At 72.4% G+C, this 26,894-nt stretch carries 22 protein-coding genes, 2 pseudogenes and 1 riboswitch; of the genes and pseudogenes, 14 read left to right on the top strand and 10 right to left on the bottom strand.

Annotation, left to right across the window (positions count from 1 at the left end; genetic code table 11):
- The first annotated feature begins 4 nt into the window (after positions 1–4).
- The 7 genes and pseudogenes from AB0K00_RS47060 (at position 5) to AB0K00_RS47090 (ending at position 12,229) form a co-directional block, all read left to right on the top strand.
- The gene (locus tag AB0K00_RS47060) at positions 5–1,132 is read left to right on the top strand and encodes an AAA family ATPase (protein WP_363536132.1); all 1,128 of its coding nucleotides are present in this window, start codon (positions 5–7) and stop codon (positions 1,130–1,132) included.
- A gap of 10 nt (positions 1,133–1,142) precedes the next feature.
- A pseudogene (locus tag AB0K00_RS47065) lies at positions 1,143–3,014 on the top strand (DUF5682 family protein); the annotation flags it as partial.
- 429 nt (positions 3,015–3,443) lie between these two features.
- Entirely contained in the window at positions 3,444–3,890 is a 447-nt protein-coding gene (locus tag AB0K00_RS47070) for a DUF5682 family protein (protein ID WP_363536135.1), read from the top strand.
- Complete coding sequence (locus AB0K00_RS47075; protein WP_363536075.1) at positions 3,887–5,065, top strand: VWA domain-containing protein; 1,179 nt, start codon at positions 3,887–3,889, stop codon at positions 5,063–5,065. Before AB0K00_RS47070 ends, AB0K00_RS47075 begins: the two co-directional genes overlap by 4 nt.
- Positions 5,062–7,059 (top strand): hypothetical protein, encoded by a 1,998-nt coding sequence (locus AB0K00_RS47080; protein ID WP_363536078.1) that lies wholly within the window; start codon positions 5,062–5,064, stop codon positions 7,057–7,059. The genes AB0K00_RS47075 and AB0K00_RS47080 overlap by 4 nt, the downstream gene beginning before the upstream one ends.
- A gap of 241 nt (positions 7,060–7,300) precedes the next feature.
- On the top strand, positions 7,301–10,831 hold the full coding sequence (gene dnaE / locus AB0K00_RS47085) for a DNA polymerase III subunit alpha (protein WP_363536081.1): 3,531 nt from the start codon (positions 7,301–7,303) through the stop codon (positions 10,829–10,831).
- A 24-nt stretch (positions 10,832–10,855) separates the two neighbouring features.
- Positions 10,856–12,229: a hypothetical protein gene (locus AB0K00_RS47090; RefSeq protein ID WP_363536084.1), complete on the top strand. Its 1,374-nt coding sequence runs from the start codon at positions 10,856–10,858 to the stop codon at positions 12,227–12,229.
- Here the strand turns inward: AB0K00_RS47090 and AB0K00_RS47095 are convergent.
- Positions 12,190–12,465, bottom strand: coding sequence for a hypothetical protein (locus AB0K00_RS47095; protein ID WP_363536087.1), 276 nt, complete (start codon positions 12,463–12,465; stop codon positions 12,190–12,192). The genes AB0K00_RS47090 and AB0K00_RS47095 overlap by 40 nt on opposite strands.
- The gene (locus AB0K00_RS47100) at positions 12,462–13,133 is read right to left on the bottom strand and encodes a cyclase family protein (RefSeq protein WP_363536089.1); all 672 of its coding nucleotides are present in this window, start codon (positions 13,131–13,133) and stop codon (positions 12,462–12,464) included. Before AB0K00_RS47100 ends, AB0K00_RS47095 begins: the two co-directional genes overlap by 4 nt.
- Before the next feature lie 75 nt (positions 13,134–13,208).
- On the opposite strand from AB0K00_RS47100, the gene AB0K00_RS47105 reads away from it, so the two are divergent.
- Positions 13,209–14,093 carry a LysR family transcriptional regulator gene (locus AB0K00_RS47105; RefSeq protein WP_363536092.1) on the top strand — a complete coding sequence of 295 codons (885 nt, stop codon included), beginning with the start codon at positions 13,209–13,211 and terminating at the stop codon, positions 14,091–14,093.
- Here the strand turns inward: AB0K00_RS47105 and AB0K00_RS47110 are convergent.
- Positions 14,087–15,103, bottom strand: coding sequence for a hypothetical protein (locus AB0K00_RS47110; RefSeq protein ID WP_363536095.1), 1,017 nt, complete (start codon positions 15,101–15,103; stop codon positions 14,087–14,089). The genes AB0K00_RS47105 and AB0K00_RS47110 overlap by 7 nt on opposite strands.
- A 2-nt stretch (positions 15,104–15,105) precedes the next feature.
- Positions 15,106–15,244: riboswitch (cyclic di-AMP (ydaO/yuaA leader) on the bottom strand.
- A gap of 224 nt (positions 15,245–15,468) precedes the next feature.
- On the opposite strand from AB0K00_RS47110, the gene AB0K00_RS47115 reads away from it, so the two are divergent.
- On the top strand, positions 15,469–15,930 hold the full coding sequence (locus AB0K00_RS47115; protein ID WP_363536098.1) for an HPF/RaiA family ribosome-associated protein: 462 nt from the start codon (positions 15,469–15,471) through the stop codon (positions 15,928–15,930).
- 219 nt (positions 15,931–16,149) lie between these two features.
- Here the strand turns inward: AB0K00_RS47115 and AB0K00_RS47120 are convergent.
- Both AB0K00_RS47120 and AB0K00_RS47125 read right to left on the bottom strand, forming a co-directional pair.
- A pseudogene (locus tag AB0K00_RS47120) lies at positions 16,150–16,406 on the bottom strand (transposase); the annotation flags it as partial.
- A gap of 92 nt (positions 16,407–16,498) precedes the next feature.
- Entirely contained in the window at positions 16,499–17,908 is a 1,410-nt protein-coding gene (locus AB0K00_RS47125; RefSeq protein ID WP_363536100.1) for a condensation domain-containing protein, read from the bottom strand.
- A 140-nt stretch (positions 17,909–18,048) separates the two neighbouring features.
- On the opposite strand from AB0K00_RS47125, the gene AB0K00_RS47130 reads away from it, so the two are divergent.
- A complete protein-coding gene (locus AB0K00_RS47130) occupies positions 18,049–18,267 on the top strand; it encodes a ferredoxin (RefSeq protein ID WP_363536103.1) in 219 nt (72 codons plus the stop codon).
- Positions 18,268–18,280: 13 nt separating this feature from the next.
- Here the strand turns inward: AB0K00_RS47130 and meaB are convergent, their stop codons facing one another.
- The 3 genes from meaB to AB0K00_RS47145 are packed head-to-tail and all read right to left on the bottom strand — an operon-like array spanning position 18,281 to position 23,161.
- Positions 18,281–19,261, bottom strand: a complete 981-nt coding sequence (meaB, locus tag AB0K00_RS47135; RefSeq protein ID WP_363536106.1) for a methylmalonyl Co-A mutase-associated GTPase MeaB — start codon at positions 19,259–19,261, stop codon at positions 18,281–18,283.
- Positions 19,254–21,383: a methylmalonyl-CoA mutase gene (gene scpA, locus AB0K00_RS47140; protein ID WP_363536109.1), complete on the bottom strand. Its 2,130-nt coding sequence runs from the start codon at positions 21,381–21,383 to the stop codon at positions 19,254–19,256. Before scpA ends, meaB begins: the two co-directional genes overlap by 8 nt.
- Positions 21,380–23,161 (bottom strand): methylmalonyl-CoA mutase subunit beta, encoded by a 1,782-nt coding sequence (locus tag AB0K00_RS47145; RefSeq protein ID WP_363536112.1) that lies wholly within the window; start codon positions 23,159–23,161, stop codon positions 21,380–21,382. The genes scpA and AB0K00_RS47145 overlap by 4 nt, the downstream gene beginning before the upstream one ends.
- 207 nt (positions 23,162–23,368) lie before the next feature.
- On the opposite strand from AB0K00_RS47145, the gene AB0K00_RS47150 reads away from it, so the two are divergent.
- Complete coding sequence (locus AB0K00_RS47150; protein WP_363536115.1) at positions 23,369–23,545, top strand: hypothetical protein; 177 nt, start codon at positions 23,369–23,371, stop codon at positions 23,543–23,545.
- 15 nt (positions 23,546–23,560) lie between these two features.
- Here AB0K00_RS47150 and AB0K00_RS47155 read toward each other — a convergent pair whose 3' ends face one another.
- Entirely contained in the window at positions 23,561–24,478 is a 918-nt protein-coding gene (locus AB0K00_RS47155) for a tetratricopeptide repeat protein (protein ID WP_363536118.1), read from the bottom strand.
- A gap of 51 nt (positions 24,479–24,529) precedes the next feature.
- On the opposite strand from AB0K00_RS47155, the gene AB0K00_RS47160 reads away from it, so the two are divergent.
- Positions 24,530–25,321: a class I SAM-dependent methyltransferase gene (locus AB0K00_RS47160; RefSeq protein ID WP_363536120.1), complete on the top strand. Its 792-nt coding sequence runs from the start codon at positions 24,530–24,532 to the stop codon at positions 25,319–25,321.
- 27 nt (positions 25,322–25,348) lie between these two features.
- Here AB0K00_RS47160 and AB0K00_RS47165 read toward each other — a convergent pair whose 3' ends face one another.
- Complete coding sequence (locus AB0K00_RS47165; RefSeq protein WP_363536123.1) at positions 25,349–25,696, bottom strand: MmcQ/YjbR family DNA-binding protein; 348 nt, start codon at positions 25,694–25,696, stop codon at positions 25,349–25,351.
- Between the two features lie 99 nt (positions 25,697–25,795).
- Between AB0K00_RS47165 and AB0K00_RS47170 the strand changes: the two genes are divergently transcribed.
- On the top strand, positions 25,796–26,458 hold the full coding sequence (locus AB0K00_RS47170; RefSeq protein ID WP_363536126.1) for a methyltransferase domain-containing protein: 663 nt from the start codon (positions 25,796–25,798) through the stop codon (positions 26,456–26,458).
- Positions 26,459–26,703: 245 nt separating this feature from the next.
- Positions 26,704–26,894: hypothetical protein (locus AB0K00_RS47175; RefSeq protein ID WP_363536129.1), on the top strand; the 191-nt coding region annotated here is incomplete at its 3' end.

Consider the following 26,894-nt stretch of genomic DNA (forward strand, 5'->3'; position numbering starts at 1 on the left):
CGTCGTGCAGCCGTCGCCGGACGGTGCCGCCGTGCGGCCGTCCCTGGACGGTGCCACCGTGCAGCGGCCGCCGGCCGAGGTCCGGTATGCCGACGAGTTGGCCAGGCTCCGCGACACCGACACCGGTGAGCGGCCACCCGGCTGGGCGCTGAGCCTCACCGCCGCGCGGCGGTTCATCGTCGGTGACCCATCGGCGGGCGTCAGCCGCAAGTTCGTCGGCGACCCGTCGCTCATCGACCGGGCCCTCGTGTCGCTCGCCACCAGCCGCGGGCTGATGCTGGTCGGTGAGCCCGGCACCGCCAAGTCGCTGCTGTCGGAGCTGCTCGCCGCGGCCGTCAGCGGCGACTCGACGCTGACCGTGCAAGGGGGCGCGGCGACGACCGAGGACCAGATCAAGTACTCGTGGAACTACGCACTCCTCGTCGCCGAAGGGCCCAACCAGCGCTCGCTCGTTCGCGCGCCGCTGCTGCGGGGAATGGCCGAGGGCAAGGTCGTGCGGTTCGAGGAGATCACCCGCTGCCCCCTCGAGGTCCAGGACTGCATGCTCTCGCCGCTGTCCGACCGGGTCCTCACGATCCCCGAGCTGACCGGGCCCGACGCGATGGTGTTCGCCCGCGACGGGTTCAACGTCATTGCGACCGCGAACACCCGCGACCGCGGTGTCAACGAGATGAGCGCCGCGCTGAAACGCCGGTTCAACTTCGAGACCGTCTTCCCGATCGCCGACTTCGACACCGAGCTCGCGCTCGTCGAGGCGGAGGCCGGCGCGCTGCTGCGCCGCTCCGGGGTGAGCGCCGCGCCCCGCCGTGACGTCCTGGAGGTGCTCGTCACCACGTTCCGGGAGCTGCGGACCGGGCAGTCGGCGCGTGGCGACACGATGGAGCGGCTGTCCGCGGTGATGAGCACCGCCGAGGCGGTGTCGGTCGCGCACGCCGTCGGGTTGCGCGGCTGGTTCCTGCGGCGCGAGGCCGGCACCGCCGAGGACCTGGTGTCCTGCCTCGCCGGAACCGCCGCCAAGGACAACAGCGAAGACCTTGCAAAGCTGCGCCGGTACCTGGAGCAGCAGCTGACCTGGCGGCGCGGCGCACAGTGGAAGGCCTTGCACGCCGCCCGCCACCAGCTGCCCGGCTAGGACCACTGCGATGACCACGACGTTCATCGGCGTGCGGCACCACAGTCCCGCCTGCGCCAGGCTCGTCGCCGACACGATCGCGGCGCTGCGGCCGGCGCACGTGCTCGTCGAAGGCCCCGCCGACATGAACGACCGCGTCGGCGAGCTGCTCCTCGGGCACGACCTGCCGGTCGCGGTGTTCAGCAGCTACCGCGACGACGAGCGGCAGTCGGGCTCGTGGGCACCGTTCTGCGCGTACTCGCCGGAGTGGGTCGCCCTGCAGGAGGGCCACCGCGCCGGCGCCAGGGTGCGCTTCATCGACCTGCCGTCGTGGGACCCGGCCCTCGCCGAGCGGGAGAACCGGTACGCCGACGCCGAGCAGCGCTACGCCGACGTCGTCGACCGGCTCTGCACCGCCTTCGCCGTCGACAACGTCGACGCCCTGTGGGACCACCTGTTCGAGATCCCATCCCAGGACGGCCTCGCCGAACGCCTCGCCGCCTACTTCGACCTGCTGCGCGGCGAAACCCCGGTGAGCGAGGGCGACGTCAGCCGGGAGGCGTACATGGCCCGCTGGATCCGTGCGGCGGCAGCTGACGCGGGGGAGCGGCCCGTCGTCGTGGTCACCGGCGGCTTCCACCGCCCGGCCCTGATCCGCCTCACGAGCGGCCCCGCCAAGGAAGTGGCCTGGCCCGACCTGCCCGCGCTGCCCGAGGGCGCGGTGGGCGGCAGTTACCTGGTGCCGTACTCGTTCCGGCGGCTGGACGCCTTCGACGGGTACCAGTCGGGAATGCCGTCGCCGGAGTACTACCAGCAGCTGTGGGAGGGCGGTCCGAAGCACGCCGCCGACCAGCTCATGACCGCCGTCGTCGGCCGGCTCCGCGACCGGAAGCAGCAGGCGTCGACGTCGGACCTCATCGCCGCCGCCGCGTCCGCCGCGGGGCTGGCGCTGGTGCGCGGACACCGGCACCCGGGCCGGACCGACATCCTGGACGGGCTCGCCGGGGCGCTCGTCCACGACGCACTCGACGAGCCGCTGCCGTGGGCGACCCGGGGGCGGCTGCGGGCCGGCACCCACCCGGTCGTCGTGGAGATGGTCGCCGCGCTCAGCGGGTCGAGGGTCGGCCGGCTGCACCCGTCGACCCCGCTGCCGCCGCTCGTCCACGCCGCCGACGCCGACCTCGAACGGGAAGAGCTCACCGGGACCCGCACCGTCACGCTCGCCCTGACCACGGACGACGGGCTGCGCCGCAGCCGGCTGCTGCACCGGCTGCGGGTGCTCGGGATTCCGGGGTTCACCCGGCAGCGCGGGCCGCGGACCGGGGTCGACCCTGTGCTGGACGAGCAGTGGGACGTCACCACCCACGAGCATCGGCTGGTCGCGTTGATCGAGGCAGGTGCGTACGGCGCGACCCTCGAAGAAGCGGCCGCCGCCGCGCTCGCCGAACGGATCCGCGACGCGGACGTCGCAGGGCTCGCCGGCGCGCTGTTCGACGCCGCGTTGTGCGGCACCGTCCAGCTGTCGGACCAGGTCCTGCACGACCTCGACGCCGCCGTCGGCACCGCCGCGGACCTCGGCGCCCTCGGCCGGCTGCTCGCGGTCGTGCTGACGCTGTGGCGGCACGACCGCCTGCTCGGCACCGCCGGCAGCGCGCCCCTCGGGACCGTGATCGGCGCCGCGCACCAGCGGGTGCTGTGGCTCGCCGAAGGGGTCCGCGGCAGCACCGCCCCGGCGGAGCCGGCCCGCATCGACGCGATCGTCGCCGTGCGGGACACGATGGTGCACGCCGGGCGGCGGCTCGGGCTGGACCCGCAGGTCGCGCTCGAGGTGATGCACCGCATCGCCATGGACCGCGACGCACCGCCCGACCTGCGCGGCGCCGCGTTCGGCTTCGGCTGGTCCGCCAGCACCGGCACGGCGACAGTCACGACGAGCGCCGCAGCCGGGACGGACCAGACGGGCGCTGGTAAATCGGCGGACACCGTGGTTGCCGCGGACGGGACGGACCGGGCGGGTACCGGGGACGCCGCAGGTGGCGGGGATGTGACGGGTGCCGGGGGCGCGGCGGGTGCTGGCGGTGCGGCAAGTAGCGGGCCTACGGCAGGTGGGGCGGGCACGGCAAGTGGGGCGGGCACGGCAAGTGGCGCGGGCACGGTGAGTGGAGGCGCTGCAACTGGCGGGGCAGCGGCAAGTGGCGGGCCCGGGGGCGTGGCAAGTGCTGGGGCCGCGGCGAATGGTGGAGGCGCGGCGGGTGGTGAGGCCGGGGATGTGGTGAGTGCTGGGGATGCGGCAAGTGGTGGAGGCACTGCGGGTGGTGGGGCCGGGCATGTGATGAGGGCCGGGGATGTGGCAAGTGGTGGAGGCGCTGCGGGTGGCGGAGGCGTGGTGGGTGAGGGCGGTGTGGAGGACCCGGTCCGGGCGGTGCGGGGTGCGGGCGCGCCTGGGACGGTCGGTGACTGGTTGGCTGGGTTGTTCGCTGTTGCGCGGGAGGAGGTGCTGCATGCGCCTCGGGTGCTCGACGTGCTCGACGATCTCGTCAGTGGCATGGGTGAGGCTGAGTTCCTGATTGCGTTGCCGGCGTTGCGGCAGGCGTTCACGTACTTCCCGCCGCGGGAGCGGGAGACCGTCGCCGGGCATCTGCTTGCCCGCCGGGGGCTTGGTGGGACGGGGCGGTCGCTGCTGCGCGTTCCGAGTGGTGACCCGGTGCTCGCCGCCGCGGCGGCTGCGCTGGAGGCGCGTGTCGATGCCGTGCTCATCCGTGAAGGGCTGCTGGCATGACCGCACCTGAGGACGACGCCGCCGGGGCGCTGGCTGGGACGCCTGAGGAGCAGCGGGCGGCGCTGGAGCGGTGGCGGCTGGTGCTGGGTGAGCCCGGGCAGTCGGTCCTGGCCGGCGGGCAGCTCAGCGAGGCCGGCGCAGGGCGGGACGCGGCGCTCGACTGGCTGTACGGGCGGGACGAGGACCTCGAACGCCGCGGCGTCCGGCAGCCGCGGCACGGTGGTGACGGGCCGTCGGTGGTGACGACCGTCGACTGGCTCGACGACATCACGACGCTGTTCCCGAAGGAGACGATCGAGCGGCTGCAGCGGGACGCCGTTGAACGGTACGAGATCCATGATGTCGTCACCGATCCGGCGGTCCTCGCGCGGATCGAGCCGAACCCGACGCTGCTCAAGGCGGTGCTACGCACCAAGCACCTGATGAACCCCGACGTGCTGCTGCTGGCCCGCAGGATCGTCGAAGCGGTGGTGCGGCAGTTGGTGGAGAAGCTGGCGACGGAGGTGCGGCACGCGTTCTCGGGCGCGCGGTCGCGCACGGCGAGCCGGTTCAAGGTTGCCAGGAACTTCGACATCCGGCGCACCCTGCGGGCGAACCTGGGCCGGTACCGGCCGGAGGAGCGCAAGGTGTACGTGGAGACGGCGTACTTCGTCTCGCGTACCAGACGGCATCTGGACCAGTGGCAGGTGATCCTGCTGGTCGACCAGTCGGGGTCGATGACGGGCAGCGTCATCCATTCAGCTGTCACCGCGGCGTGCCTGTGGGGGCTGCCCGGTGTGAAGACGCACCTGGTCGCGTTCGACACGGCGGTGGTGGATTTGACCGCGGACGTCGACGACCCGGTCGAGCTGCTGATGAAGGTCCAGCTCGGCGGCGGCACCGACATCGCCAAGGCGGTCGCCTACGGTGCGGGGCTGATCGAGCAGCCGCGGCGCACGATTCTGGTGCTGATCAGCGACCTGTACGAGGGTGGCAGCGAGCATCGGCTGGTCCGGTTGGTGCGGGACATCGCCGAGCAGGGCACGAAGGTGCTGTGCCTGGCGGCGCTGGACGAGGACGCGGACCCGGCGTTCGACCGGGACATGGGCCGCCGCCTCGCCGACGCCGGCGCGGCGGTCGGCGCGATGACCCCAGGGCAACTGGCAGCGTTCGTAGCCGAGCAGGTCGGCCGATGAGCGGCGGAGCGGGCAGGCCCGTGGGCGGCGGGACGGGCGGGCCGGTGAGAGCGGACCTTCTGGCGCTGACCCCGGACGGGCTCGCCGCGCTGTCCAACCGTGGCCTGGTGAAACGGGCGACGCGTGAGGTGGAGGCGGCGCCGCCGACCGTCACGACGGATCCGGACGGGACGGTGCGCGGCGTGTACCAGGACGGGCCGCGCACGGCGCTGCCGCCGGGCGGTCTCGAGGGCGGGACCTGCACCTGCGGCGCCACCGGCGTCTGCCGGCACGTGGTGGGGCTCGTCGTCGCGTACCAGAGCGGCAGCGCCCCGGCGGGCGGGGACGAGGCCGAGGACGGCGCGACCGTGGTGCTGTGGTCGCCGGGGAACTTCACCGACGAGCAGCTCGAGGCGCGGATCGGGGCCCGGCAGCTGGCGGCCGCGCGGCGGGCGCACCGGGCCGGGTACGTCGCTCGCGTCCACCGCCCGGCCGCGAGTGACCCGGCGCCGCGGGTGGAGCTCGGGTCGGCGACGGTGCGGTTCCTGGTTCCGGACGATCTCGGGTTCGTGCACACCGACGCCGTCGCCGGGGCCCGTGACGACGTCCTCGCCCTCGCCGTGTGGGCGTTCCGCGTCGCCGACGCGAAGGCTCCGGACGACCCGGACGTGCAGGTCGACGTCGGAGGGCCGGAAACGGCCGGCGGGGCGGGCGGCGACGGGTCGCTGGAAGCGGCGCTGCGGCTCGCCGACGAGGTCCTGCTGACCGGCGCGACGCACGTCGGTCCCGGGCTCGCCGGCGCGGTCGCGGAGGTGCGGCAGCGGCTGGACCGGGCCGGGCTGCGGTGGCCGCTGCTCGCCGTCGGCGACCTGGCGGAGCAGCTCAGCGCGTACGAGCAGCGGGCCGCCTCCTACAGCCACGAGCAGCTCGCCGGAGTCATCGCGGAGCTGCACGCCAGGCACCGGGCGGTCGCCAACCAGGGGGCGAGCCTGCGGGCCAGGGTCCTCGGCACGCAGGAGGCGGCCGAGACGCCGATGCGGCGGGCCCGCCTCGACGGGCTCGGCTGCCGGGTCCGCGCCGTCGGCGACACCGACCGGCAGGTCGAGATCTACTTCGCGCACGCGGACAGCGCTACGGTCCTGGTCCTGCGGCGGACGTTCAGCGACGCCGCCGAAACGCTGAAGACGCGGCGCGTCGGCGGGGCGACGGTCGCGCAGCTCGCGGCCGGCAACGTCGTGACCGAGTCCGCGATCCGCAGCGCCAGCCGCACCGTCCGGCTCGCGACCAGCCGGATCGCGAAGACGACCGTCACGCCGTCGCAGGGGATGTGGACATCGCTGCCGGACGCGCTCGTCGTGCGGGACCTGCGGGCCCTCGCCGCCGAGCTCGACCGGCTGCCGCCGCGGGTCGTGCGGCCCAGGGTCGAGGCCGAACTGGTGCGGGTAGTGCAGGTCGCGGAGGTCCGGTCGGTGCGGTACACGCCGGGCGCGCAACGCCTCGACGCGGTCGTCGCAGACCCGGCCGGTGGGGTCGCGACCGTCACCGCGACCCACTCGGCGGCGGCGCCCGGCGCCCTGGACGCGATCGCGGCAGCGCTGTCGGGGCCGGTGCGGGCGGTGGCCGGTACCGTCGGCCGAACGCGTGGCGAGATCCTCATCGAACCGCTCGGGCTCGCGACCGGCGCCGACGAGGTCGTGGTGCCGGACCTGGCGCCGGCGGGTGGGTTCCGGGTCGACGGCGGCGTGATCGTCGATGCCGACCCGCTCCGGCTCGCGGTCGACGCGGCGGTGGCGCTGCTGGCCGAGGTGCCGCACCGCGGGCTGCGGATGCTGCCGCCGACGTTCGGCGACCGGCTGCGCGACGCGGGGGAGACCCTGACCCGCGCCGGGCTGCACCGCGCCGCGGCCGGTCTCGGCGCGCTGCGTTCCGGGCTCGGACCGGACCCGGACGCCGCGACCGCCGGGCTGTGGGTCGACGCTCACCTACGGTTGATGGTGACCCTCGAACTGCAGTGAACGGCGAGCGGCGCCGCGGCGAACAGCGCGCCGCGGCGCAGTGAAGGGGCCGTCACGCACCGTCGATGAGCAGCGGAAACTTGTCGGGACAGGGCGACAGGTAGCACCGGGACGGGCGTCGTTTTGCCCGGGTCTGTGACCGACGGAAGAGGGATCACATCCGCTCGACGGCGTGTCGATCTTGATCCGTGGCTAGGCTGCTCGCCGGAACCGTAGGGGACAGAAAAATAGGGGGCGCAGCATGGCTGACTCGTTCGTGCATCTCCATGTGCACACCGAGTACTCCATGCTCGACGGAGCGGCGCGGCTCAAGGACATGTTCAAGGAGGCGAACCGTCTCGGCATGCCCGCCGTCGCGATCACCGACCACGGCAACATGCATGGCGCGTATGACTTCTACAAGCAGGCGAAGGCCGCCGGCGTCACGCCGATCCTCGGGGTCGAGGCGTATGTCGCGCCCGAGTCGCGGCTGACGAAGCAGCGCGTCAAGTGGGGCCGGCCGGACCAGAAGGACGACGACGTGTCCGGCTCCGGCGGGTATACGCACAAGACCATCTGGGCGAAGAACCGCACCGGCCTGCACAACCTGTTCCGGCTCAACTCGCGGGCGTCGATCGAGGGGCACTTCGTGAAGTGGCCCCGGATGGACATGGAGATCATCGCCGAGCACGCCGAGGGGCTGATGGCCACGACCGGCTGCCCGTCCGGCGAGGTGCAGACGCGGCTGCGGCTCGACCAGTTCGACGAGGCGGTGAAGGCGGCCGCCAAGTACCAGGAGATCTTCGGCAAGGACAACTACTTCCTCGAGGTCATGGACCACGGCCTGGACATCGAGCGGCGCGTCCGCGAGGGCCTGACCGAGATCTCCAAGCGGCTCAACATCCCGCCGGTCGTCACCAACGACTCGCACTACACGCATCAGTCGCAGGCCGAGGCGCACGACGTGCTGCTGTGCGTGCAGACCGCGGCGAACATCAACGACCCGAACCGGTTCCGGTTCGGCGGGTCGGGCTACTACCTGAAGTCCGCAGACGAGATGCGCGCCGTCGACACCTCCGAGCTGTGGCAGGCGGGCTGCCGCAACACGCTGCTCGTCGCGGAGAAGGTCGACATCGACGGCATGTTCGTCGAGCGCAACCTGATGCCGCGCTTCCCGGTCCCCGAGGGGGAGACCGAGGAGTCGTTCTTCCGGGCCGAGGTCGCGCGGGGGATGGCGCGCCGGTTCCCGGGTGGCATCGACGAGGAGCACCAGCGCCAGGCCGACTACGAGGCAGACATGATCGTGAAGATGGGCTTCCCGGCCTACTTCCTGGTCGTGTCCGACTTCATCCTGTGGGCGAAGAACCAGGGCATCGCGGTCGGCCCGGGCCGTGGCTCGGCGGCCGGGAGCCTGGTCGCGTATGCGATGGGCATCACCGACCTCGACCCGCTGCCGCACGGGCTGATCTTCGAACGGTTCCTGAACCCCGACCGCGTCTCGATGCCCGACATCGACATCGACTTCGACGAGCGCCGGCGCGGCGACGTCATCCGGTACGTGACGGACAAGTGGGGCGAGGACCGGGTCGCGCAGATCGCCACGTTCGGCACGATCAAGGCCAAGGCCGCGATCAAGGACTCGGCCCGGGTCCTGGGTTACCCGTTCGCGGTCGGCGACCGGATCACCAAGGCGATGCCGCCGGCGGTCATGGGCAAGGACATCCCGCTGTCGGGGATCTTCGACCCCAACCACCCGCGCTACTCCGAGGCGGTCGAGTTCCGCGCGCTGTATGACAGCGACCCCGACGTCAAGAAGGTCGTCGAGACCGCCAAGGGCATCGAGGGCCTGATCCGCCAGACGGGCGTGCACGCCGCCGGCGTCATCATGTCCGCGGAGCCGCTGATCGAGCACGTGCCGCTGATGCGCCGCGACGCCGACGGCGCGATCATCACGCAGTTCGACTACCCGACGTGCGAGACGCTCGGGCTGCTGAAGATGGACTTCCTCGGCCTGCGCAACCTGACGATCATCGACGACGCGCTCAAGAACATCGAACGGACCCACGGCGTCAAGCTCGACCTGCTCGGTCTGGAGCTGGACGACAAGCCCGCCTACGAGCTGCTGGCCCGCGGCGACACGCTCGGCGTGTTCCAGCTCGACGGCGGCCCGATGCGCTCGCTGCTGCGGCTGATGAAGCCCGACAACTTCGAGGACATCTCCGCGGTCCTGGCGCTGTACCGGCCGGGCCCGATGGGCGCCAACTCGCACACCAACTACGCGCTGCGCAAGAACGGGCAGCAGGAGATGACCCCGATCCACCCGGAGCTGGAGGAGCCGCTCAAGGAGATCCTCGGCCCCACGTACGGGCTGATCGTCTACCAGGAGCAGGTCCAGCGCGCCGCGCAGAAGCTCGCCGGCTACACCCTCGGCCAGGCCGACCTGCTGCGCCGGGCCATGGGCAAGAAGAAGAAAGAGGTCCTGGAGAAGGAGTTCGTGCCGTTCCGCGACGGCATGAAGGCCAACGGCTACAGCGACGAGGCGATCAAGAAGCTCTGGGACGTGCTCGTCCCGTTCGCCGACTACGCGTTCAACAAGGCGCACACGGCCGGCTACGGCCTGGTGTCGTACTGGACGGCGTACCTCAAGGCGAACTACCCGGCGGAGTACATGGCCGGGCTGCTCACCAGCGTCGGCGACGACAAGGACAAGATGGCCCTGTACCTGTCGGAGTGCCGCCGGATGGGCATCGACGTGCTGCCGCCGGACGTCAACACCTCCGCCGGGCCGTTCACCCCGGTCGGCAAGGACATCCGCTTCGGCCTGGCCGCCGTGCGCAACGTCGGGCACAACGTCGTCGACGCGATCGTGCGGTGCCGACAGGCCGCGCCGTACAAGGACTTCCACGACTTCCTGTCCAAGGTCGACGCCGTGGCCTGCAACAAGAAGACCGTCGAGTCGCTCATCAAGGCCGGCGCGTTCGACTCGATGGGGCACCCGCGCCGCGGGCTGCTCGCCATCCACGCCGACGCGATCGACGCGTACGCCGACATCAAGAAGAACGAGGCCATCGGCCAGTTCGACCTGTTCGGCGACGCGTTCGCCACCGACGCCGGCACCGCCGGGCCGACGATGACCGCGGCCATCCCGCAGATCGAGTGGGACAAGCGGGAGCTGCTCACCTTCGAGCGGGAGATGCTCGGCCTGTACGTGTCCGACCACCCGCTGTTCGGCCTGGAGTCGGTCCTCGCCAAGGCCGCCGACACGGTGATCAGCAGCCTGTCGGAGGAGGGCGCCGTGCAGGACGGCGCGGTCGTCACCCTCGCCGGCATGCTCACCGGCGTGCAGCGGCGCATCACCAAACAGGGCAAGCCGTGGGCGTCGGCGACCCTGGAGGACCTCGGCGGTGCGGTCGAGGCGCTGTTCTTCCCCAACACGTATGAGCTCATCGGGCAGTACATCGCCGAGGACGCGATCGTCGTGGTGAAGGGCCGCGTCGACCGCCGGGACGAGACGCCCCGCCTCATGGCGATGGACATGACGATGCCCGACGTCACTGTCGCCGACGAGAACCGGCCGGTGGTGCTGTCGCTGCCCGCGAACCGGTGCACGCCGCCGCTGGTCGACCGGCTCAAGGAGATCCTGCTCAACCACCCCGGCAAGGCCGAGGTGCACGTGAAGCTCAGCCACGGCTCGCGGATCACCCTGCTGCGCCTCGGGCCGTATCACGTCGCCCCGACCACCGCGCTCAAGGGCGACCTGAAGGCACTGCTCGGTCCCAACAGCTTCTCTTAGACGAACCCGCGATAGGGTCGGCGGGTGCATACGCACGCCTTAGCCGACGGCCTGCGCCCGCGTCGGTCGCTGTGGCTCTCGAGGCGTGCGCGGTGGTCGGCGGCCATCGTCGCGGTCCTCGTCGTGGCCGTGCTGGCCGGCGCATTCGTCTACCGGCTCAACCAGCGACCGTATGCGTTCGACCGGCTCACCCGCATCGACGAGGTCACGTTCCCAGGCGCGGTCGAGGGCGCCGGGGTCCGTGCGTTCCTGGACAGCGGCCGGGCGTTCATCGGCTACCCGGCCGCCGGCGGCCACTTCCAGCTGCGCGCCGTCAACGTCGACAAGCCCGGCGCGGCGCCGATCTGGACGAACACGTCGCTGAAGGACGTCGAGTCGTTCTCCTTCGCGCGTGGCTCCGTCATCGTCACCGGCGCCCCGGACCACGCCCGGAAGCGCACGATCACCCTGCTGAACGCCTCCAACGGGGTGCCGTTCATCAGCCTCGACGTCACCGCCGACGACCGGTGGGAGCTCGTCGGGAAGTACTTCGTCCGGTACCGGGCGGCGGACCACCGCCTCGTGATCACCGACGTCGGCACCCAGAAGGAGATCGCCGTCCTCGACCAGCCAGGTGGCGAGCACAGCTACTGGCTGACCGACAACTGGAGCCACCAGCAGGTGGCCACCTCCGTCGACGGCGTCGCCCTCGACGAGCCGCTGACCGTCGACCCGCACCTGGTCCGCGCGGTGGCCGACCGCGGCATCGAGGTTCTCAGCCTGTCCAGCGGCAAGCCCGACGACACCGCGCCGGGGGTCGCCGGGCCTGAGGACGTCGTGTACCCGTACGAGGAGCAGGTGTTCGTCGCCGAGCCCGGCACCGGGTACAAGGTGCGGGCCCACGACCGCTTGAAGCTCGGCAAGGTCCAGTGGACCTGGACGTCCCCGGACCCGCAGGCCAAGTTGCGCCAGCTCGCCGCCTGCGGGGAACGGCGCGTCTGCGCGGTCGAGCGGGGCAGGGTGACCGCGCTGGACATCCGCACCGGCAAGGTCGAGTTCCGCGTCGACGTCGACGGGGGCAGGACCCTGCTGCCGGTCGGCGACCGCCTGATGCTGCGCGACGCCGCCGGCGCGGTGCTGCTGGACGCCACCGGGCACGTCGTGCGGCGGTGGCCCGGCAAGCAGGCCGCCCGCCTCGACGACGGCAGCTACCTGCTGCTGCCGGTCGACGTGCCGACCGGCGCGTTCCCGTGGCTGGGCGTGCAGGCGGACAGCGGCGCGACCCGCGACCTCGGCGCCATCGACGCGGCGCTGGAGACGTGCACCTGGAGCCACACGTATCTGGCCTGCGCGGCCGGGGCGCCGGGCCGGTTCGCCTTCTACCGCGTCAGGACACCCTGGTATTCCGGGCGGGTCTGACGCGCCCGGCGGCGGGCCAGGCGGAACACCGCCACCGCGCCGATCGCGACCCAGATGATGTTGAGCACGGCCGAGGGCCAGGCGCCGTTGACGGCGGAGTTGAGCGCGAGAGCGGCCCCGCCGGCCATGTTCAGGCCCTGGAACACGAGCCCGTCGCCGGTGATCCGTTTCGCGGAGACCAGCGCGTACGCGGCGAGCAGCACGCCCGCGCCCGCCCAGCCGAGCAGCGCGATCATGCCAGCACCGCGAACGCGCGGACGGTGAACGTGCCCATGCCCGCGACGCGTGGCGGCACCGCGGAGAAGCGGAACCCGTCGAGGGGCAGCCGGTCGAGGTCGGCGAGGTGCTCCACCACGTAGATGCCGGCGTCGAGCAGGCCGGTGTGCGCGGGGCGGGTCAGGTCCGCGACGTCGTCGATGTTGACGGAGTCGATCCCGACCAGTGCCGGGCGGCGCTGCACCAGCCACTCGACGGCGTCGCGGGTCAGGAACGGCGCGTCCGCTCCGCCGTAGGCGGGGGTGCCGAAGTGCCTGGACCAGCCCGTACACACGAGGACGGCGGCATCGGCGAGCTCGGTGCCCTCACCCAGGGCCTTGGCGAGCAGCGCCGCGCCGACCCCGCGCTCGCCGGTCGCGTCGACCAGCAGCCCGGGCAGGTCCGCGACGCGGTCGAGGGGCACGTCGGTGAGGTCGCCGCGGCCCTCGAACCGGTGCGCGGGCGTGTCGAGGTAGGTGCCGGTGTTGGCGACCAGGTCGATGCGGCCGATGTGGAAGTCGGTGTCCGGTGCGTACCGGCCGCGGGAGTCGTCCCGGGACAGATAGTCGGTGATGACGGGTCCCGGGATCCCTGGGTACGTGACCAGGCCCGCGTGGATCGGGTGGTTCAGTTCGACGAAGCGGCTCACGCCTCGATCCTGGCAGACAGCACAGCTAACGTGTGAACGAGAATTCCTACAGTTGCACTGAAGCAGGGCTGCACAGTGAATCTCGATCCCCGTCGTCTCGCGGTGCTTGCCGCGATCGCCCGCCGCGGTACCCTCGCCGGCGCCGCCGCCGCGCTGCACGTGACGCCGTCGGCGGTGTCGCAGCAGCTCGCGCAGCTGGAGCACACCGTCGGCCGGCCGCTCGTGGACCGCTCCGGGCGGCGGGCCGTGCTCACCGCCGCCGGCCGGATCCTGGCCGTCCGCGCCGAGGCGATCGAACGGGAGCTCGCCGAGGCGGAGCGGGAGCTGACCACGATGTCCGGCCGGGCCGCGGGCCTGGTGCGCGTCGGCGCGTTCCCGACCGTGATCCGGTTCCTGCTCATCCCGGCGATGGAGCGCCTGGCCCGCGACCACCCGGACGTGACCTGCTCGATCACCGAGCTCGACGGCCCGCCCGCGCTGCGCGAGCTGCGCCTCGGCGGCCTGGACGTGACGATCACCGAGCGGGACGCGAGCCTCGGGCTGGAGTCGCGGCGGCAGGTGCACGTGGTGCCGCTCGCCGAGGATCCGTACCGGGTGGTCGTACCGTCTGACTGGCCGCCGGTGCACTCGTACGGTGATCTCGCGGACCGGCCGTGGATCTGCGGGCCGCCGTCCTCGACGACCGGGCAGGTGCTGGAGCGGCTCGGCCGGGAGCGTGGCTTCACCCCGCGGCGGGTGCACCTGTGCGTGGACTATCCCGCCGTCCTGGCCCTGGTCGCGGCCGGGCACGGCGCCACGATCGCGCCGGACCTGGCGCTGCGGGGCGTGTCGGCGTTCTCGGTGCGGGTCACGGACCTGCCGGTCGCCGGGGCGCGCCGGCTGGACGCCCTCGTCACCGCCGGCAGGGCGGCCCTGCCGGCGGTGGAGGCGCTGCTCGGTGTGCTCCGGGCCGCTCAGTAGATCGACATGTGGACGTGGTTGGTGTGGTCGCTGCTCGGGTCGCCCTGACCGCTGTAGTACGCGTGCCAGCCGCCCGCCGGGGTCCAGATCTGCTTGAACCAGATCACGTACATGACCCCGAGCGCCGTCGCGTTCTTGATCAGCCAGGCGGCCAGCTGCGTGCCGTACTCCTTCGACGCGCCGGTCGCCACCCCGCCGAAGCCCTTCGCGTCGGCGGCGAAGTCGCAGGCCCGGCCCTTCGGGTGCTCATACGGCTCACCCGGTGGCCGCCAGCACGACACGAAGTGCGTGAAGCCGGCCTTCTGTACCTGCTGCAGCGCGTGCAACGTCCGCGGGGTGAGGCACCCCTTCGTGGTCGGGTCGTCGGTGCTGCACGACTCGGTGGGCCAGGATCCGTCGGCCCTGCGCGGCGCGGGCTCCGCCGTCTTGCTCGGTGTGCCGCCACTCCAGGTGGTGGAGCCGTCGACGGCGTTCTTGGACTCGGCAAGGGCCTTTTCCAGCTCGGCCTTCTGCTTCGTCATCACCGCCATGCTCGCCTGCTGCTTGGCGACCTCGGCGTCGATCGTCGCCTTCGTCCTGCCCAGCTCGTCGCGCAGGACCCCGACCTGCCGCAGCTGGTCGGCGTTGCCGCGGGCGATGACCTCCAGGGTGCTCACCCGGTCGGCGAACACCCCCGGCGTGCCGCTGCTGAGCAGCGTCGCCGCGCTGCGCAGCCCGCCGCCGTTCTGATACGCGGCGACCGAGATCGACTGGGTCTCCTCGCGCAGCTTCGCGTACTTCGGCTCGAGCGCGGCCTGCTGCGCGTCGAGGTCCTTCTGCCGTTGCAGGGAGGCGGCGAGGGCGTTCTGTGCGTCGATGTACGCGCGGTTGGTCTCGTCGAGTTTCTTGATCAGCGCTGGGTCGCCGCCCTCACTCGCGTTCGCGGGTGAGGCCGTGCCGAGCACCACGGTCGGGGTCAGGAGAATCGCGAGCGCCGTTACGGCGGCGACGATCCACGGAGGTCTGGACATACTGTTCCCTCCATCGGCCGCCTACCGGGTGAGCTGACGGATTCGGGACGGAACAGTCGCCCCTACCGCTCAAAAAGCGCGGATTCACCCCAGAAACGTGGTTCCCCGGCCCGTTCGAGCACGGTTCGGCGACGGCCGCGCCGGCACGGTCAGTGCCTACGAGCGGGCCGCCGCCGACCCTAACCACCTGCGATTTCATCCCTGCCTGGACCCACCGTGACGTCCCGGCGGCATTCTGCTTCCGGGCGCCGATGTCATGCGTTTGGGGTGGTAGGCTAGCCTCCTAGGAAGGTTTGGGGACATGAACAGGGTCATTGCGGGGTATGCGTAGATCGTCAAGGTAAGCAACGGAAGGGGTCTCGGACATGTCGAGAAGTGCTACGAGCACACCGGCCACCGTCGAGGACTGCCTGCGCGTCGGTGCCGGCTTCTCCTTGGGGGACAGGGCCTGGATCGCCGAGCAGTTCGCCACGCTCGACACCCGCCTGGCCGCGTTCCCCGTCGACGCCACCGAGCTTGAGGTGTCGGTGAAGGACCGGGCGGCCAGGGGACAGAAGGTGACCCTTGAGTGCTGGATCGCCGGCCAGCAGAAGATCGTGACGACCTCGGCGGAGGAGGATCTGCACGCGGCGCTCAACGACGTGCGCGACGACCTGCGTCGGCGCCTGAACGACGCGAAGACCCGGCAGGAGCCGCGCAACAACCGCCACCTGCGCGACAGCACCATCACGGACGTCATCTCCCCGGAGCTGACCCCGTCGCTCGACGAATCCGAGCCCGCCGCCGCGGCGCCCTCCGGCGACGAGGGATCGCCCCGGGGCGCCTGACCCAGGCTCCACCGCACCGGCCCGCGAGGTCCGGCCGCCGATCGCCGGCGGCTGGGCCTCGCTCGTTGCGGGCCGCGATCGAGCTGACCTCGGAGGGATCGCCGATTTCGGGACCTTGGTCAGTTCGGGACCTTGGTCAGCAGGTTGCGCAGGTAGTGCGTCCGGCGCGTTGCGGTGCCGCGCCGGGCAGTGCCGATCGTCGCGATGAGAGAGGTCGCGGTGGGCGTCGGACATGACGAGGCGGACGCCGGACAGGCCGCGGGCGGTCAGCGAGCGTAGGAACGCCGGCCAGGCGCCGTCCCCGCCGGGCCGAGGACCTCCCGCCGCCTGTCCGCGTTCACGCCGGTGGCGCCGCCATCTCCGACAACTTCGAAAGTGGCGATCTCGACCGTGCCCGCCCGGGTGTCCCAGTCACGGTGCCGATAACCGTTGCGCTGGTTCGTGCGCTCGCCCTCGTCAGCCCTGCCACGCAACCCGGTGGATCCCTGTTCCATGGCGACCAGTCATCCACCGGGTTGTGAGGGCTGTGCGACGAGCAGTCGGCGTTTTGACCCCGTCACCAAACGGGTCAGGAGCAGTCGCGGTACAGGTCCCGGGTGGTGACGTGGTGCTCGAGGGTGGCCTTGACGACGAGTCGTTCGAGGCCGGCGAGGAAGCCCAGCGGGCCGCGTTCGCCGAGGAAGCCGTGCTCGGCGCACAGCATCAGCTCCGCCGTGTCGCTGAGGTCGGTCAGGAAGAGGAAGAAGTTGGCGTGCTTCGGCAGGCGGTCGATGGCCGGGGCGCGCAGCTTCGTGGCCGGCAGGGCGGCGTGGATCGCCTCGGCGAGTTCGTCGTCCGGGAGCGGGGGCGGCGGGGTCTGCTCCTGCACCGAGTACCGGGTGTCGTTGAAGAAGCAGTAGCCGTCGGGGGTGATCGCCCGCTGGGCGGCGATCTCGGCGAAGATGGCGTCGAGCTTGCGGGGGTCGTACTCGCAGTGGGCGTAGGCCAGCAGCGCCGCGTCGGACGCGCGGTGCAGCAGCCCGCCGATCGTCTCGCCGGGCTCCTGCGGGAAGTCGGGCTCCTGCGGGAAGTCGAGGCGGAACAGGGCGTTCTCGTTGAAGGCGCCGACCAGGGCGCGGCTCGCCGGCCGGAAGCGGGTCGACACGATCATGCGCAGCAGCGCCTCGCGCTCGCCCGTGTACGCGGCGAGTTGCAGTGTGATCGCGGCCAGCAGCACGGTCGACGGGGGGACGCCGAACCGGGCGGCGAGGCCGTTGGTGGCCAGGGCGAGGGCGGGGGACTGGATCAGGCCCCAGTCGAGGTTGGGCGGCCGGCCGTCGCGGTTGCTTTCGATCATGCTGGTCGGCACGCCGGCGAGGTGCTTCGACCAGTAGCTGAGCGCCTTCGCCTCGCGGCGCAGGCCGACGGGGGACGTCTCGTATTCGACGCGCTGCAGCGGCTGCTGGCCCGGTTCGACGGCGACCGGCGGGTCCTGCAGCAGGTTGAGCAGGTCGCCGCGGACGATCGCGAAGCTCCAGCCGTCGACGGCCATGTGGCTGGCGGCGAGCAGGACCATGACCGGTGCGTCGTCGCGGGTGAGGACCGCGACCCGCAGCGGCAGGTCGGCGCCGATGTCGAACCACGGGCGGCGCAGCGCCTCGCCGAGTTCGGCGGTGGCCTCCTCCGTGCCGCGGTCGCCGATGTCGTGGACGTGCAGGGGGATGTCGCCCTCGCCGATGACGCGTTGCCGTGGGCCGTCGGGGGTGTCGACGTACACGGTGTGCAGCGAGTCGTGCCGCTCGACGAGCCGGCGGACGGCGGTGGTGACGTCGTGCAGGTCGCGGCCGGCCGGGACGGAGCATTGCACGAGCAGGTTGAGGGTCGTGTCGTCCGGCGGCAGCCAGCGGAACACGTCCCATATCGCGAGTTGTGCCCAGATGAGCGGGCCTTCCGCGGCGCGGTCGGTGCGGAAGTGCACGGTGGTTGGGTGTAAGGGCATCGAGTCACCTTCTGCCGGAACTGGGTCAGGGTGAGCGCCTAAAAGCTACGACCGCTGTTGTGCTTTTTCAATCAGCCGTACGAATATTGCGGAACTCCGCTGGGTCTGCAAACAATGGCAGCATTCGATAGGTTGGTTGCATGTGGCGAATCACGGTGGACCACACGTGCATCGGGTCGGGTAGTTGTACGGGGATCGCCCCGGACCGCTTCGAGCTCGACGAGGTCAAGGGCAAGGCGTTTCCGGTGAGTCGGGACGTCGCCCCGGACGACGAGGCCGTCCTCGACGCGCTGGCCTCCTGCCCGATGGAGGCGATCAGCGTCATCGACCTGGAGACCGGCGAGCCCGTCGAGATCTGAGCGCGCCCCGCGGCTACGGCGCCGGGTGGAAGGCCGCGAGGATGGCGTCGGCGGCCTGGCCCGGGGTCATGGTGCCGGCGCGGACCTGGCGTTCCAGGTCGGGGGCGAGGGCGCGGACCGCGGGGTCGGCGTGCAGGCGGTCCAGCAGGGTGCCGCGGGCGGTCTCCCAGATCCACGCGACCCGTTGCGCCTCGCGGCGGCGGTCGAAGTCGCCGGAGGCGGCCAGGTGGGCGTGGTGCGCTTCGAGCCGGGACCACAGCTCGGGCAGGCCGGCGCCGCTGAGGCCGCTGCATGTCACGACCGGCACCTGCCAGTCGCGGCCGGCGCCGGTGCTGCCCTGCAGGAGGCGCAGGGCGCCGGCGAGTTCGCGGGCGGCCTTGCGGGCGTCGGCCTCGCCGGGGCCGTCGGCCTTGTTGACGGCGATGACGTCGGCGAGCTCGAGGACGCCTTTCTTGATGCCCTGCAGCTGGTCGCCGGTGCGGGCGAGGGCGAGCAGCAGGAACGTGTCGACCATGTGGGCGACGGCGGTCTCGGACTGGCCGACGCCGACGGTTTCGACGAGGACGACGTCGTAGCCGGCCGCCTCGACGACCGTCATCGCCTCGCGGGTGGCCCGGGCGACGCCGCCGAGGGTGCCGGACGTCGGCGATGGCCGTACAAAGGCGGCGTCGTCGACCGAGAGCCGGGCCATGCGCGTCTTGTCGCCGAGGATGCTGCCGCCGGTGCGGGTCGATGACGGGTCCACGGCGAGGACCGCGACCTTGTGTCCGGCGCCCGTCAGGGTGACGCCGAGCGCGTCGATGAACGTGGACTTGCCGACCCCCGGTACGCCGGTGACGCCGACGCGGCGGGCCTTGCCGGCGTGCGGGGTCAGCGCGACCAGCAGCTCCTGCGCGCGGGCCCGGTGGTCGGGGCGGGTCGACTCCACGAGGGTGATCGCCCGCCCGATCGCGGCCCGGCGGCCGGCCAGGACGCCTTCGTAAAGATCATCCATGCCGGGAGCGGAGCTGCGCCAACAGGTCCAGGGCAGCGTCGGCGATCACCGTGCCGGGCGGGAAGATCGCGGCGGCGCCGGCGGCGCGCAGCTCGTCGAAGTCCTGCTGCGGGATGACGCCGCCGACGATGACGAGGATGTCGTCGCGGCCGAGCGCGGCGAGCTCGTCGCGCAGCGCCGGGACGAGGGTGAGGTGCCCGGCGGCGAGGGAGTTGACGCCGACGATGTGCACGTCGGCCTCGACCGCCTGCCGGGCCACCTCGCCCGGGGTCTGGAACAGCGGGCCCACGTCGACGTCGAAGCCGAGGTCGGCGAAGGCGGTCGCGACGACCTTCTGGCCGCGGTCGTGGCCGTCCTGGCCCATCTTGGCGACCAGGATGCGGGGGCGGCGGCCCTCGGCCTCGGCGAACTCGGCCGTGGCGGCCCGCACCCGTTCGATGTTCCCGGCGGGGCCGGCTTCGTCGCGGTACACCCCGGAGATGGTACGGATCTGCGCCGTGTGCCGCCCGAACACCTTCTCGAGGGCGTCGGAGATCTCGCCGACGGTGGCGTGGGCGCGGGCTGCGTCGACGGCGAGTTCGAGCAGGTTCGCGTCGGAGGCGGCGCCTGCCGTCAACGCCGCGAGGGCGGCCTCGGTCCGGGCGGTGTCACGCGTGGCGCGCAATTTTGCAAGCTTCGCCAGCTGCTGCGCACGCACGGAGGAGTTGTCGACCTTCAGGACCTCGATGGGTTCGTCGGCGTCGGGGCGGTACTTGTTGACCCCGATCACCGGCTGCCGGCCGGAGTCGATGCGGGCCTGGGTGCGGGCCGCGGCCTCCTCGATGCGCAGCTTCGGGAGGCCCTCGTCGATCGCGCGGGCCATGCCGCCGGCCGCCTCGACCTCCTGGATGTGCTGCCATGCGCGGGCGGCGAGGTCGTGGGTGAGCTTCTCCACGTAGGCGCTGCCGCCCCACGGGTCGATGACCCTGGTGGTGCCGGACTCCTGCTGCAGCAGCAGTTGCGTGTTGCGGGCGATGCGGGCGGAGAAGTCCGTCGGCAGGGCGAGGGCCTCGTCGAGGGCGTTGGTGTGCAGCGACTGGGTGTGCCCCTGGGTGGCGGCCATCGCCTCGACGCAGGTGCGGACCACATTGTTGAACACGTCCTGCGCCGTCAGTGACCAGCCGGAGGTCTGGCAGTGGGTGCGCAGGCTCAGCGACTTCGGGTTCTTCGCGCCGAACTCCTTCACCAGCTTCGCCCACAGCAGCCGTCCGGCGCGCAGCTTCGCGACCTCCATGAAGAAGTTCATGCCGATCGCCCAGAAGAACGACAGCCGCGGCGCGAACACGTCGACGTCCAGGCCGGCGTCGCGGCCGGCGCGCAGGTACTCCACGCCGTCGGCGAGGGTGTAGGCGAGCTCCAGGTCGGCGGTGGCTCCGGCCTCCTGGATGTGGTAGCCCGAGATGGAGATCGAGTTGAACTTCGGCATGTGCGTCGAGGTGTACCGGAAGATGTCGCTGATGATCCGCATCGACGGTGCCGGCGGGTAGATGTAGGTGTTGCGGACCATGAACTCTTTGAGGATGTCGTTCTGGATGGTGCCGGACAGCTGCTCCGGCGCGACGCCCTGCTCCTCCGCGGCGACGATGTAGAGCGCGAGGACCGGCAGCACGGCGCCGTTCATCGTCATCGACACGCTCATCTTGTCCAAGGGGATGCCGTCGAAGAGCTGCCGCATGTCCAGGATCGAGTCGATGGCGACGCCGGCCATGCCCACGTCGCCGGCGACCCGCGGGTGGTCGGAGTCGTAGCCGCGGTGCGTGGCGAGGTCGAACGCGACGGACAGGCCCTTCTGCCCGCCGGCGAGGTTGCGGCGGTAGAAGGCGTTGGACTCCTCGGCGGTGGAGAACCCGGCGTACTGGCGCACCGTCCACGGCTGGGTCGTGTACATCGTCGGGTACGGCCCGCGCAGGTACGGCGCGATCCCCGGGTACGTGTCGAGGAAGTCGAGGCCGGCGAGGTCGGGTGCCCCGTAGACCCCGGCCACGTCGATGCCCTCGGGCGTCTGCCAGGCCTCGCCCGTCTCGGGTGCCGCCGGCTCGACGCGCGGGGTGCCGAGGGCGACCTCGGTGAAGTCGGGGATCACGGCGCCACCAGTCCCAGGTCTGCGTGTGTACGGCGGAGCACCGCGAGGGCGTCGCAGCCGGTGTACAGATAGTCGTCGACGTGCTCGTAGCCGGCCGGTTTCCCCGCCAGCCAGACGGTCCGCGCGCCCTCGGCCTTCAACCGCCGCGCGGTTTCCACTGCCTCTTCGGCATAGGACCGGTCGGACCCGCAGATGCAGACGACCGCCGTGACAGGTCCATTGTGGACGGTACGGACGCCGCCGGCCGCGAACAGGTTGGCCGCGAATGATGCGCGGGCGGTGTGCGCCGCGACCGGCCCGAGCGTCACCAGGCTGACGGTCTGGTCCGAGCCGTCGGCGGCGTCGCGGAGGTCTTCGAAGGCTTCGGCGTACCGGTGCCGCGGCAGCCCTCCCGACGGTGCCGGCGGTGCGGGGGAGCGGGCCGGGCGGCGCTCCTCAAGGCTGGCGAACTCGCTCACCCCGGTGATCGGGTCGAGCCGGTGCGCGAGCCGGTCGGCGCGGCGCTGCCAGGTCGCCGCGACCCGGTCCGCGACCAGTCCCGCGTCGAGCGCGGCGCGCATCCCGCCGGCCCGTTCCACGTCGACGAACACGTCCCAGGCGGCGTGGGCGAGGGCGTCGGTCAGCGACTCCACGAACCACGAGCCGCCCGCCGGGTCCAGGACCCTGGCCACGTTGGCTTCCTCGACCAGCAGCGTCGAGGTGTTGCGGGCGATCCGCCGGGAGAAGCCGTCGGGCAGCCCCAGCCGCGCGTCGAACGGCAGCACCGTCACCGCGTCCGCGCCGCCGACCCCGGCGGCGAAACAGGCGACGGTGGTGCGCAGCAGGTTCACCCACGGGTCGCGGGCGGTCATCATCGCCGCGCTCGTCACCGCGTGCTGGACCTGCGCGCCGAGGTGCGGCACGTCGCAGACCGTGGCGATCCGCGCCCAGATCCGCCGCGCCGCCCGCAGCTTCGCGATGGTGCCGAACTGGTTCTGGCCGGCCGCATAGCGGAACTCCAGCTGGCGCAACGCCATCCCGGCGCTCAGCCCGGCGTCGACGAACGCCCGCAGGTATGCCAACCCGGTCGCCGCGGCGAAGCCCAGCTCTTCGGCGTCACTGCCGCCCGCCTCGTGATAGGGCGTCGCGTCGACGGTCGCCACCGGCAGCGTCTCCGGTGCGCGTTTGACGAGCCGGGCCAGCATGCCGAGGTCCGCGGGGTGCCCGGTCTTCGCCTGCCAGCCGAGCGGGTCGGCGCCGAGGTTGCCGCGCTTGTCCTCACCCGGCAGCTCGAGGAACGCGCTTGCCGCGGCCTCCGTGTCGGCGCCGCAGTCCAGCACGACCGGCGCGAGGTCGAGGTACACCCCGTCGAGGACCTCGGGAATGCTGCCGGGCGCGATCCCGTCCAGCCAGATCGAGGTGGCCCCGTTCTCCAGGTCGGCGAGGATCGCCTCCCGGGTCGCCTTCGCGTCAGGATCCGTGTGCCGCTGCCGCACGTCCCACGCCCGGGGTGACGCGCTGCCACCCCGGATGAACGGCGTCTGCCCCGGCCACCCGACCGCCGGCAGCGCCGCGGTGTCGGCCCCGGTGAACAGCGCCGCCAGCGCGATCCCGTCGTAGGTCACGCTGCCGAGCAGCTCCTGCACCGCCTCCGGCGGCGTGTCGTCACCGGCGGTGCCGGCCTTGCGCAACACCGCGAGGGCCAGCCGCCGCCACTGCTCCACGTCGCCACCGGCGAAGTCGGCCCCGAGGCTCAACCCGCCCGCCGCCTCAGGTCCAGGCCTGACAGGCTCAGTCATGACCGGATGCTAAGGGCGTGTGACAGCGACCCCGCCGCCGTTGTGAAATCGTCCACCAGTTGAATATCTCACCGGCCCACCCACTTCGGCTCCCCTAACAACCCCTACCGCAGGCCCACCGGCGCCGATCGGCCAGGCAGATCGCGCCGTCCCCGCCTGGGTGGGGAAGGGGTGCCCGCCACCGCGGCGACGAGGAGAATCGCGGGTATGACCGCACTGCCTGACTTCACCACGATGTCTGCGGAGCAAATCGGCGAGTGGTTTCTCGACAGCGACACCAGCGCGCTGATCGCCGCCGCGGCCAGGCCCGACGAGCCGATGGTCCACGTCGACCAGGGCGGCAGCCCGGTGGCCTCCCGGCGCGATGTTCACGGCGGCGGATGAGTCGCGGCTCCCCGGTCAGCGCTGGGGGCGGTCCAGGTCGAGTTGGTCGAGCCAGTCGTCGACCGGGTGGCCGAGGTCCTCGGCGGTGTCGAACCAGCGGGCCGCGGTGCCGTCGTCGGGCGGCACGCCCTCGCCGACCAGGTGCATGTAGCCGAGCATCGCCGCGGCGCGGGCGTTGCCCGCGTCGGCGGAGCGGCGGTAGTAGTCGGCGGCGAGGGTCAGGTCCGCGGGGAAGCCGGTGCCGGTGGCGTGGCCGGCGCCCACGTTGTAGAGCGCCCGTGGCTGGCCGAGGTCGGCGGCGCGCACCAGCCAGGTCCGGCCGGTGTCGTCGTCGCGGGCCACGCCCTCGCCGGTCGAGTACAGCACGTACAGCTCGAAGGCGGCGTCGGCGTTGCCGCGTCCCGCGGCCCACAGGTGATGCTCCACGGCGGTGGCCGGGTCGCCGAGCCACTGCTCGACCAGGCCCAGCCGGTACCGGGCCTCGGCGTCGGTGGTGGCGTGCGGGCGCAGGTGCTCGCGGGCGGCCCGCTGCGCCTCCGCCGGCCCGTCGGCGCAGGCCCACGCGAACAGCAGCGCACCGTCGCGGTCGCCGAGCGTCGCGGCCGCAGCGAAGCACCGCCGCGCCAGGTCCTCCGGTGCGCCGGGTTCGTCGCCGGGCGGCGGCGGCAGCACGGCCCCGCTGACGCCCAGGTAGCAGCGGCCCAGGGTGGTCCAGGCGGCGGCGCTGCCGGCCCGGCCCGCGGCGCTCAGCCCGGCGACGACGACGCCGGCGGCCTCGACGGGCAGGATGCCGATCATCATGTCGCCGCGGTCGATCCGGCCGGCGAGGGCGGTGCAGGCCGGCTCCACCAGGTCGAGGTCCGGGTCCGCGCCGGCCAGGTGCCCCGCCGCCAGTGCCATCAGGTCGCGGCCGTCCGCGCCGTCGAACTCCATCGCGGCAAGATATCAGCGTCACCGGTGGCGCGGCTGTACGAAGATCGATGCATGACGACCGACTACGACGGCTACCAGCACACCGTCTACGCCCGCGGCCGCGCCCTCCTGCCCGAGGCGGCGCAGGCGTGGACCGCCGCGTTCCAGCGGTGGGCACCGGCGGGCACGGCGATCGTCCTGGACCTCGGCTCGGGCACCGGCCGGTTCACCCCCGTCCTGGCGGAGGCCTGCAAACCCTGCCAGGTGTACGGCGTCGAACCGTCCGACCGCATGCGCGCCATCGCCGAGCGTGACGCCACGCACCCGGCGGTGCGGTACCTGGCCGGCAGCGCCACCGACATCCCGCTGCCGGACGGCTCGTGCGACCTGGTGCTGCTGTTCCTGGTCCTGCAGCACGTCACGGACAAGCCGGCGGCGGCCGCGGAGATCCGCCGGGTGCTGCGCCCGGGCGGCCGGCTGCTGATCCGCAGCACGTTTCCCGACCGGATGCCTGTGCTGCGCTGGCACCGGTACTTCCCGGGCGCCCCCGCCGTCGAGCGGCGGATGTTCCCGACCCTGCAGGAGACCATGGACGTGTTCGGGCTGCCGCTGGTCGCCCTCGACACGGTGCGGGAGCGCTTCGCGCCCAGCCTCCGCGCTTACGCCGCCAGGCTGGAGCTGCGGGCCATCTCCACCTTCGAGCACCTCAGCGACGCCGAGATCGAGGCCGGGTTCACCGCCCTGCGCGCCGACGCCGCCGCGGAGACCGACCCGGTGCCGGTCGAGGAGGACTCGGATCTGCTCGTCCTGCAGCACGACCCGCCGGGCCCGGATCCGGCCAAGCAGCGGCCCGACTGGTGGTGAGCGGCCCACAACCCAGGTGGGCGCGGGTCAGGACACGCCTTGGTGCCAGGCGGCGTACACGCGTTTGGGCACGACCATCCGCCACGCCTCGACGATCAGGTCGCGCAGCTCGTCACCGTCGAGGCTGGCAAGGTGCCCGCAGACCCAGTTGAACCGCAGGTCCGACACCGGCGGCTGGAAGAACCGGTCAGGGTCGGTGGCCACGAGCGCGTCGCGCTCCTCCTTCGGGAACGCGAAGCCGAGCGTCGTCTCGTCCTGCGACAACGCCAGATAGACGATGCTGCCGACCCGGAACTTGACCCGGTCGCGGATCAGGTGCTCGGTGGTCCGCGGCAGGCTCAGCGCCACGCCGCGCACCTCATCGACGGTGCCCATCCGCACATCCTGGCACGGCGGCGGCCCGCGCCAGAGCCCCTGATTCCGCCGGTACCGCCGGCCGGTCCGGTGCCGTGGGTGCCGTGGTACGCATCTCGGGTGGAACCTGACGAGTACATCCGAGGCCTCGCGGCCGACTCGCTGCGGCGCGGCGACGCCGTCGGCTGGTGGGACACCCTGTATGTGGCGGCCCGCGACGGGGTCACCGAGGTCCCGTGGGACCGGGGCGGGCCGCACCGGCTCCTCGCGTCGTGGTCCGGCGCGGCGCGGGACGGCACCGGCCGGCGCGCCGTCGTCGTCGGCTGCGGGCTGGGCGGGGACGCCGAGTTCCTCGCCGGGCGCGGGTATGCGACGGTCGCGTTCGACGTGTCGCCGGCGGCGGTCCGCGCCGCCCGGGAACGCTTCCCGGACTCGCCGGTCGGCTACGCCGTCGCGGACCTGTTCGACGTTCCGGCGGCGTGGCGGGGCGGGTTCGATCTGGTACTGGAGAGCATGACCGTGCAGGCGCTGCCGCGCGACCTGCGGGCTCGCGCGATCGCGGCCGTCCGGGACCTGGTGGCGCCCGGCGGGACGCTGCTGGTGATCGCCGCCGCGATCGAGGCGGGGGAGGAGGTCGACGAGGGGCCGCCGTGGCCGCTGACCCGCGCGGACGTCGCCGGCTTCGCGACCGCCGGGCTGCGCCTCGCCGCGCTGGAGCGGATCACGGAGCCCGGCTTCGCCCGGTGGCGCGCCGAGCTCGTCAGGGCCGCGGCGGCGGGCTGATGAGGGGCCGATCCGGTGGCGGAACCTGACCCCGTACCCACGTCTCGCCGGCTGCTCACATCAGCTCAAAGATATGTCATGATAAATATGGACAATAGGTGCGGGATGTCGTTCGAACGGGTGACGCCGACGTCACCGGCGCTGGTGGGCGTCGTTGCTGGGGGCAGCTAGGAGTCCCCCTGCCGAGCGAACGGACCGCAGCCATGAGACCAGGTATCGGTGGCGCGCACAGATCACGAGGCCGGATGCTCATGGCCTCGGCACCGCTCACGCTGGCCGTCGCCGCGGCCGTCCTCGTCGGCGGCCCCCCGCTCGGCCTGCCCGCGAACCTCGCCGTGCTCGTCGCCGCCGCGGCGGCCGCCGCCCTGCACGCCACCTGGCTGCTGCGCCTCGCGACCGGCGCCGCCCCCAGCCAGCCGACCGGCGCCGCCCCCGG

Origin of the sequence: Dactylosporangium sp. NPDC049525, from assembly GCF_040676755.1 — a bacterium.
GTDB lineage: Bacteria > Actinomycetota > Actinomycetes > Mycobacteriales > Micromonosporaceae > Dactylosporangium.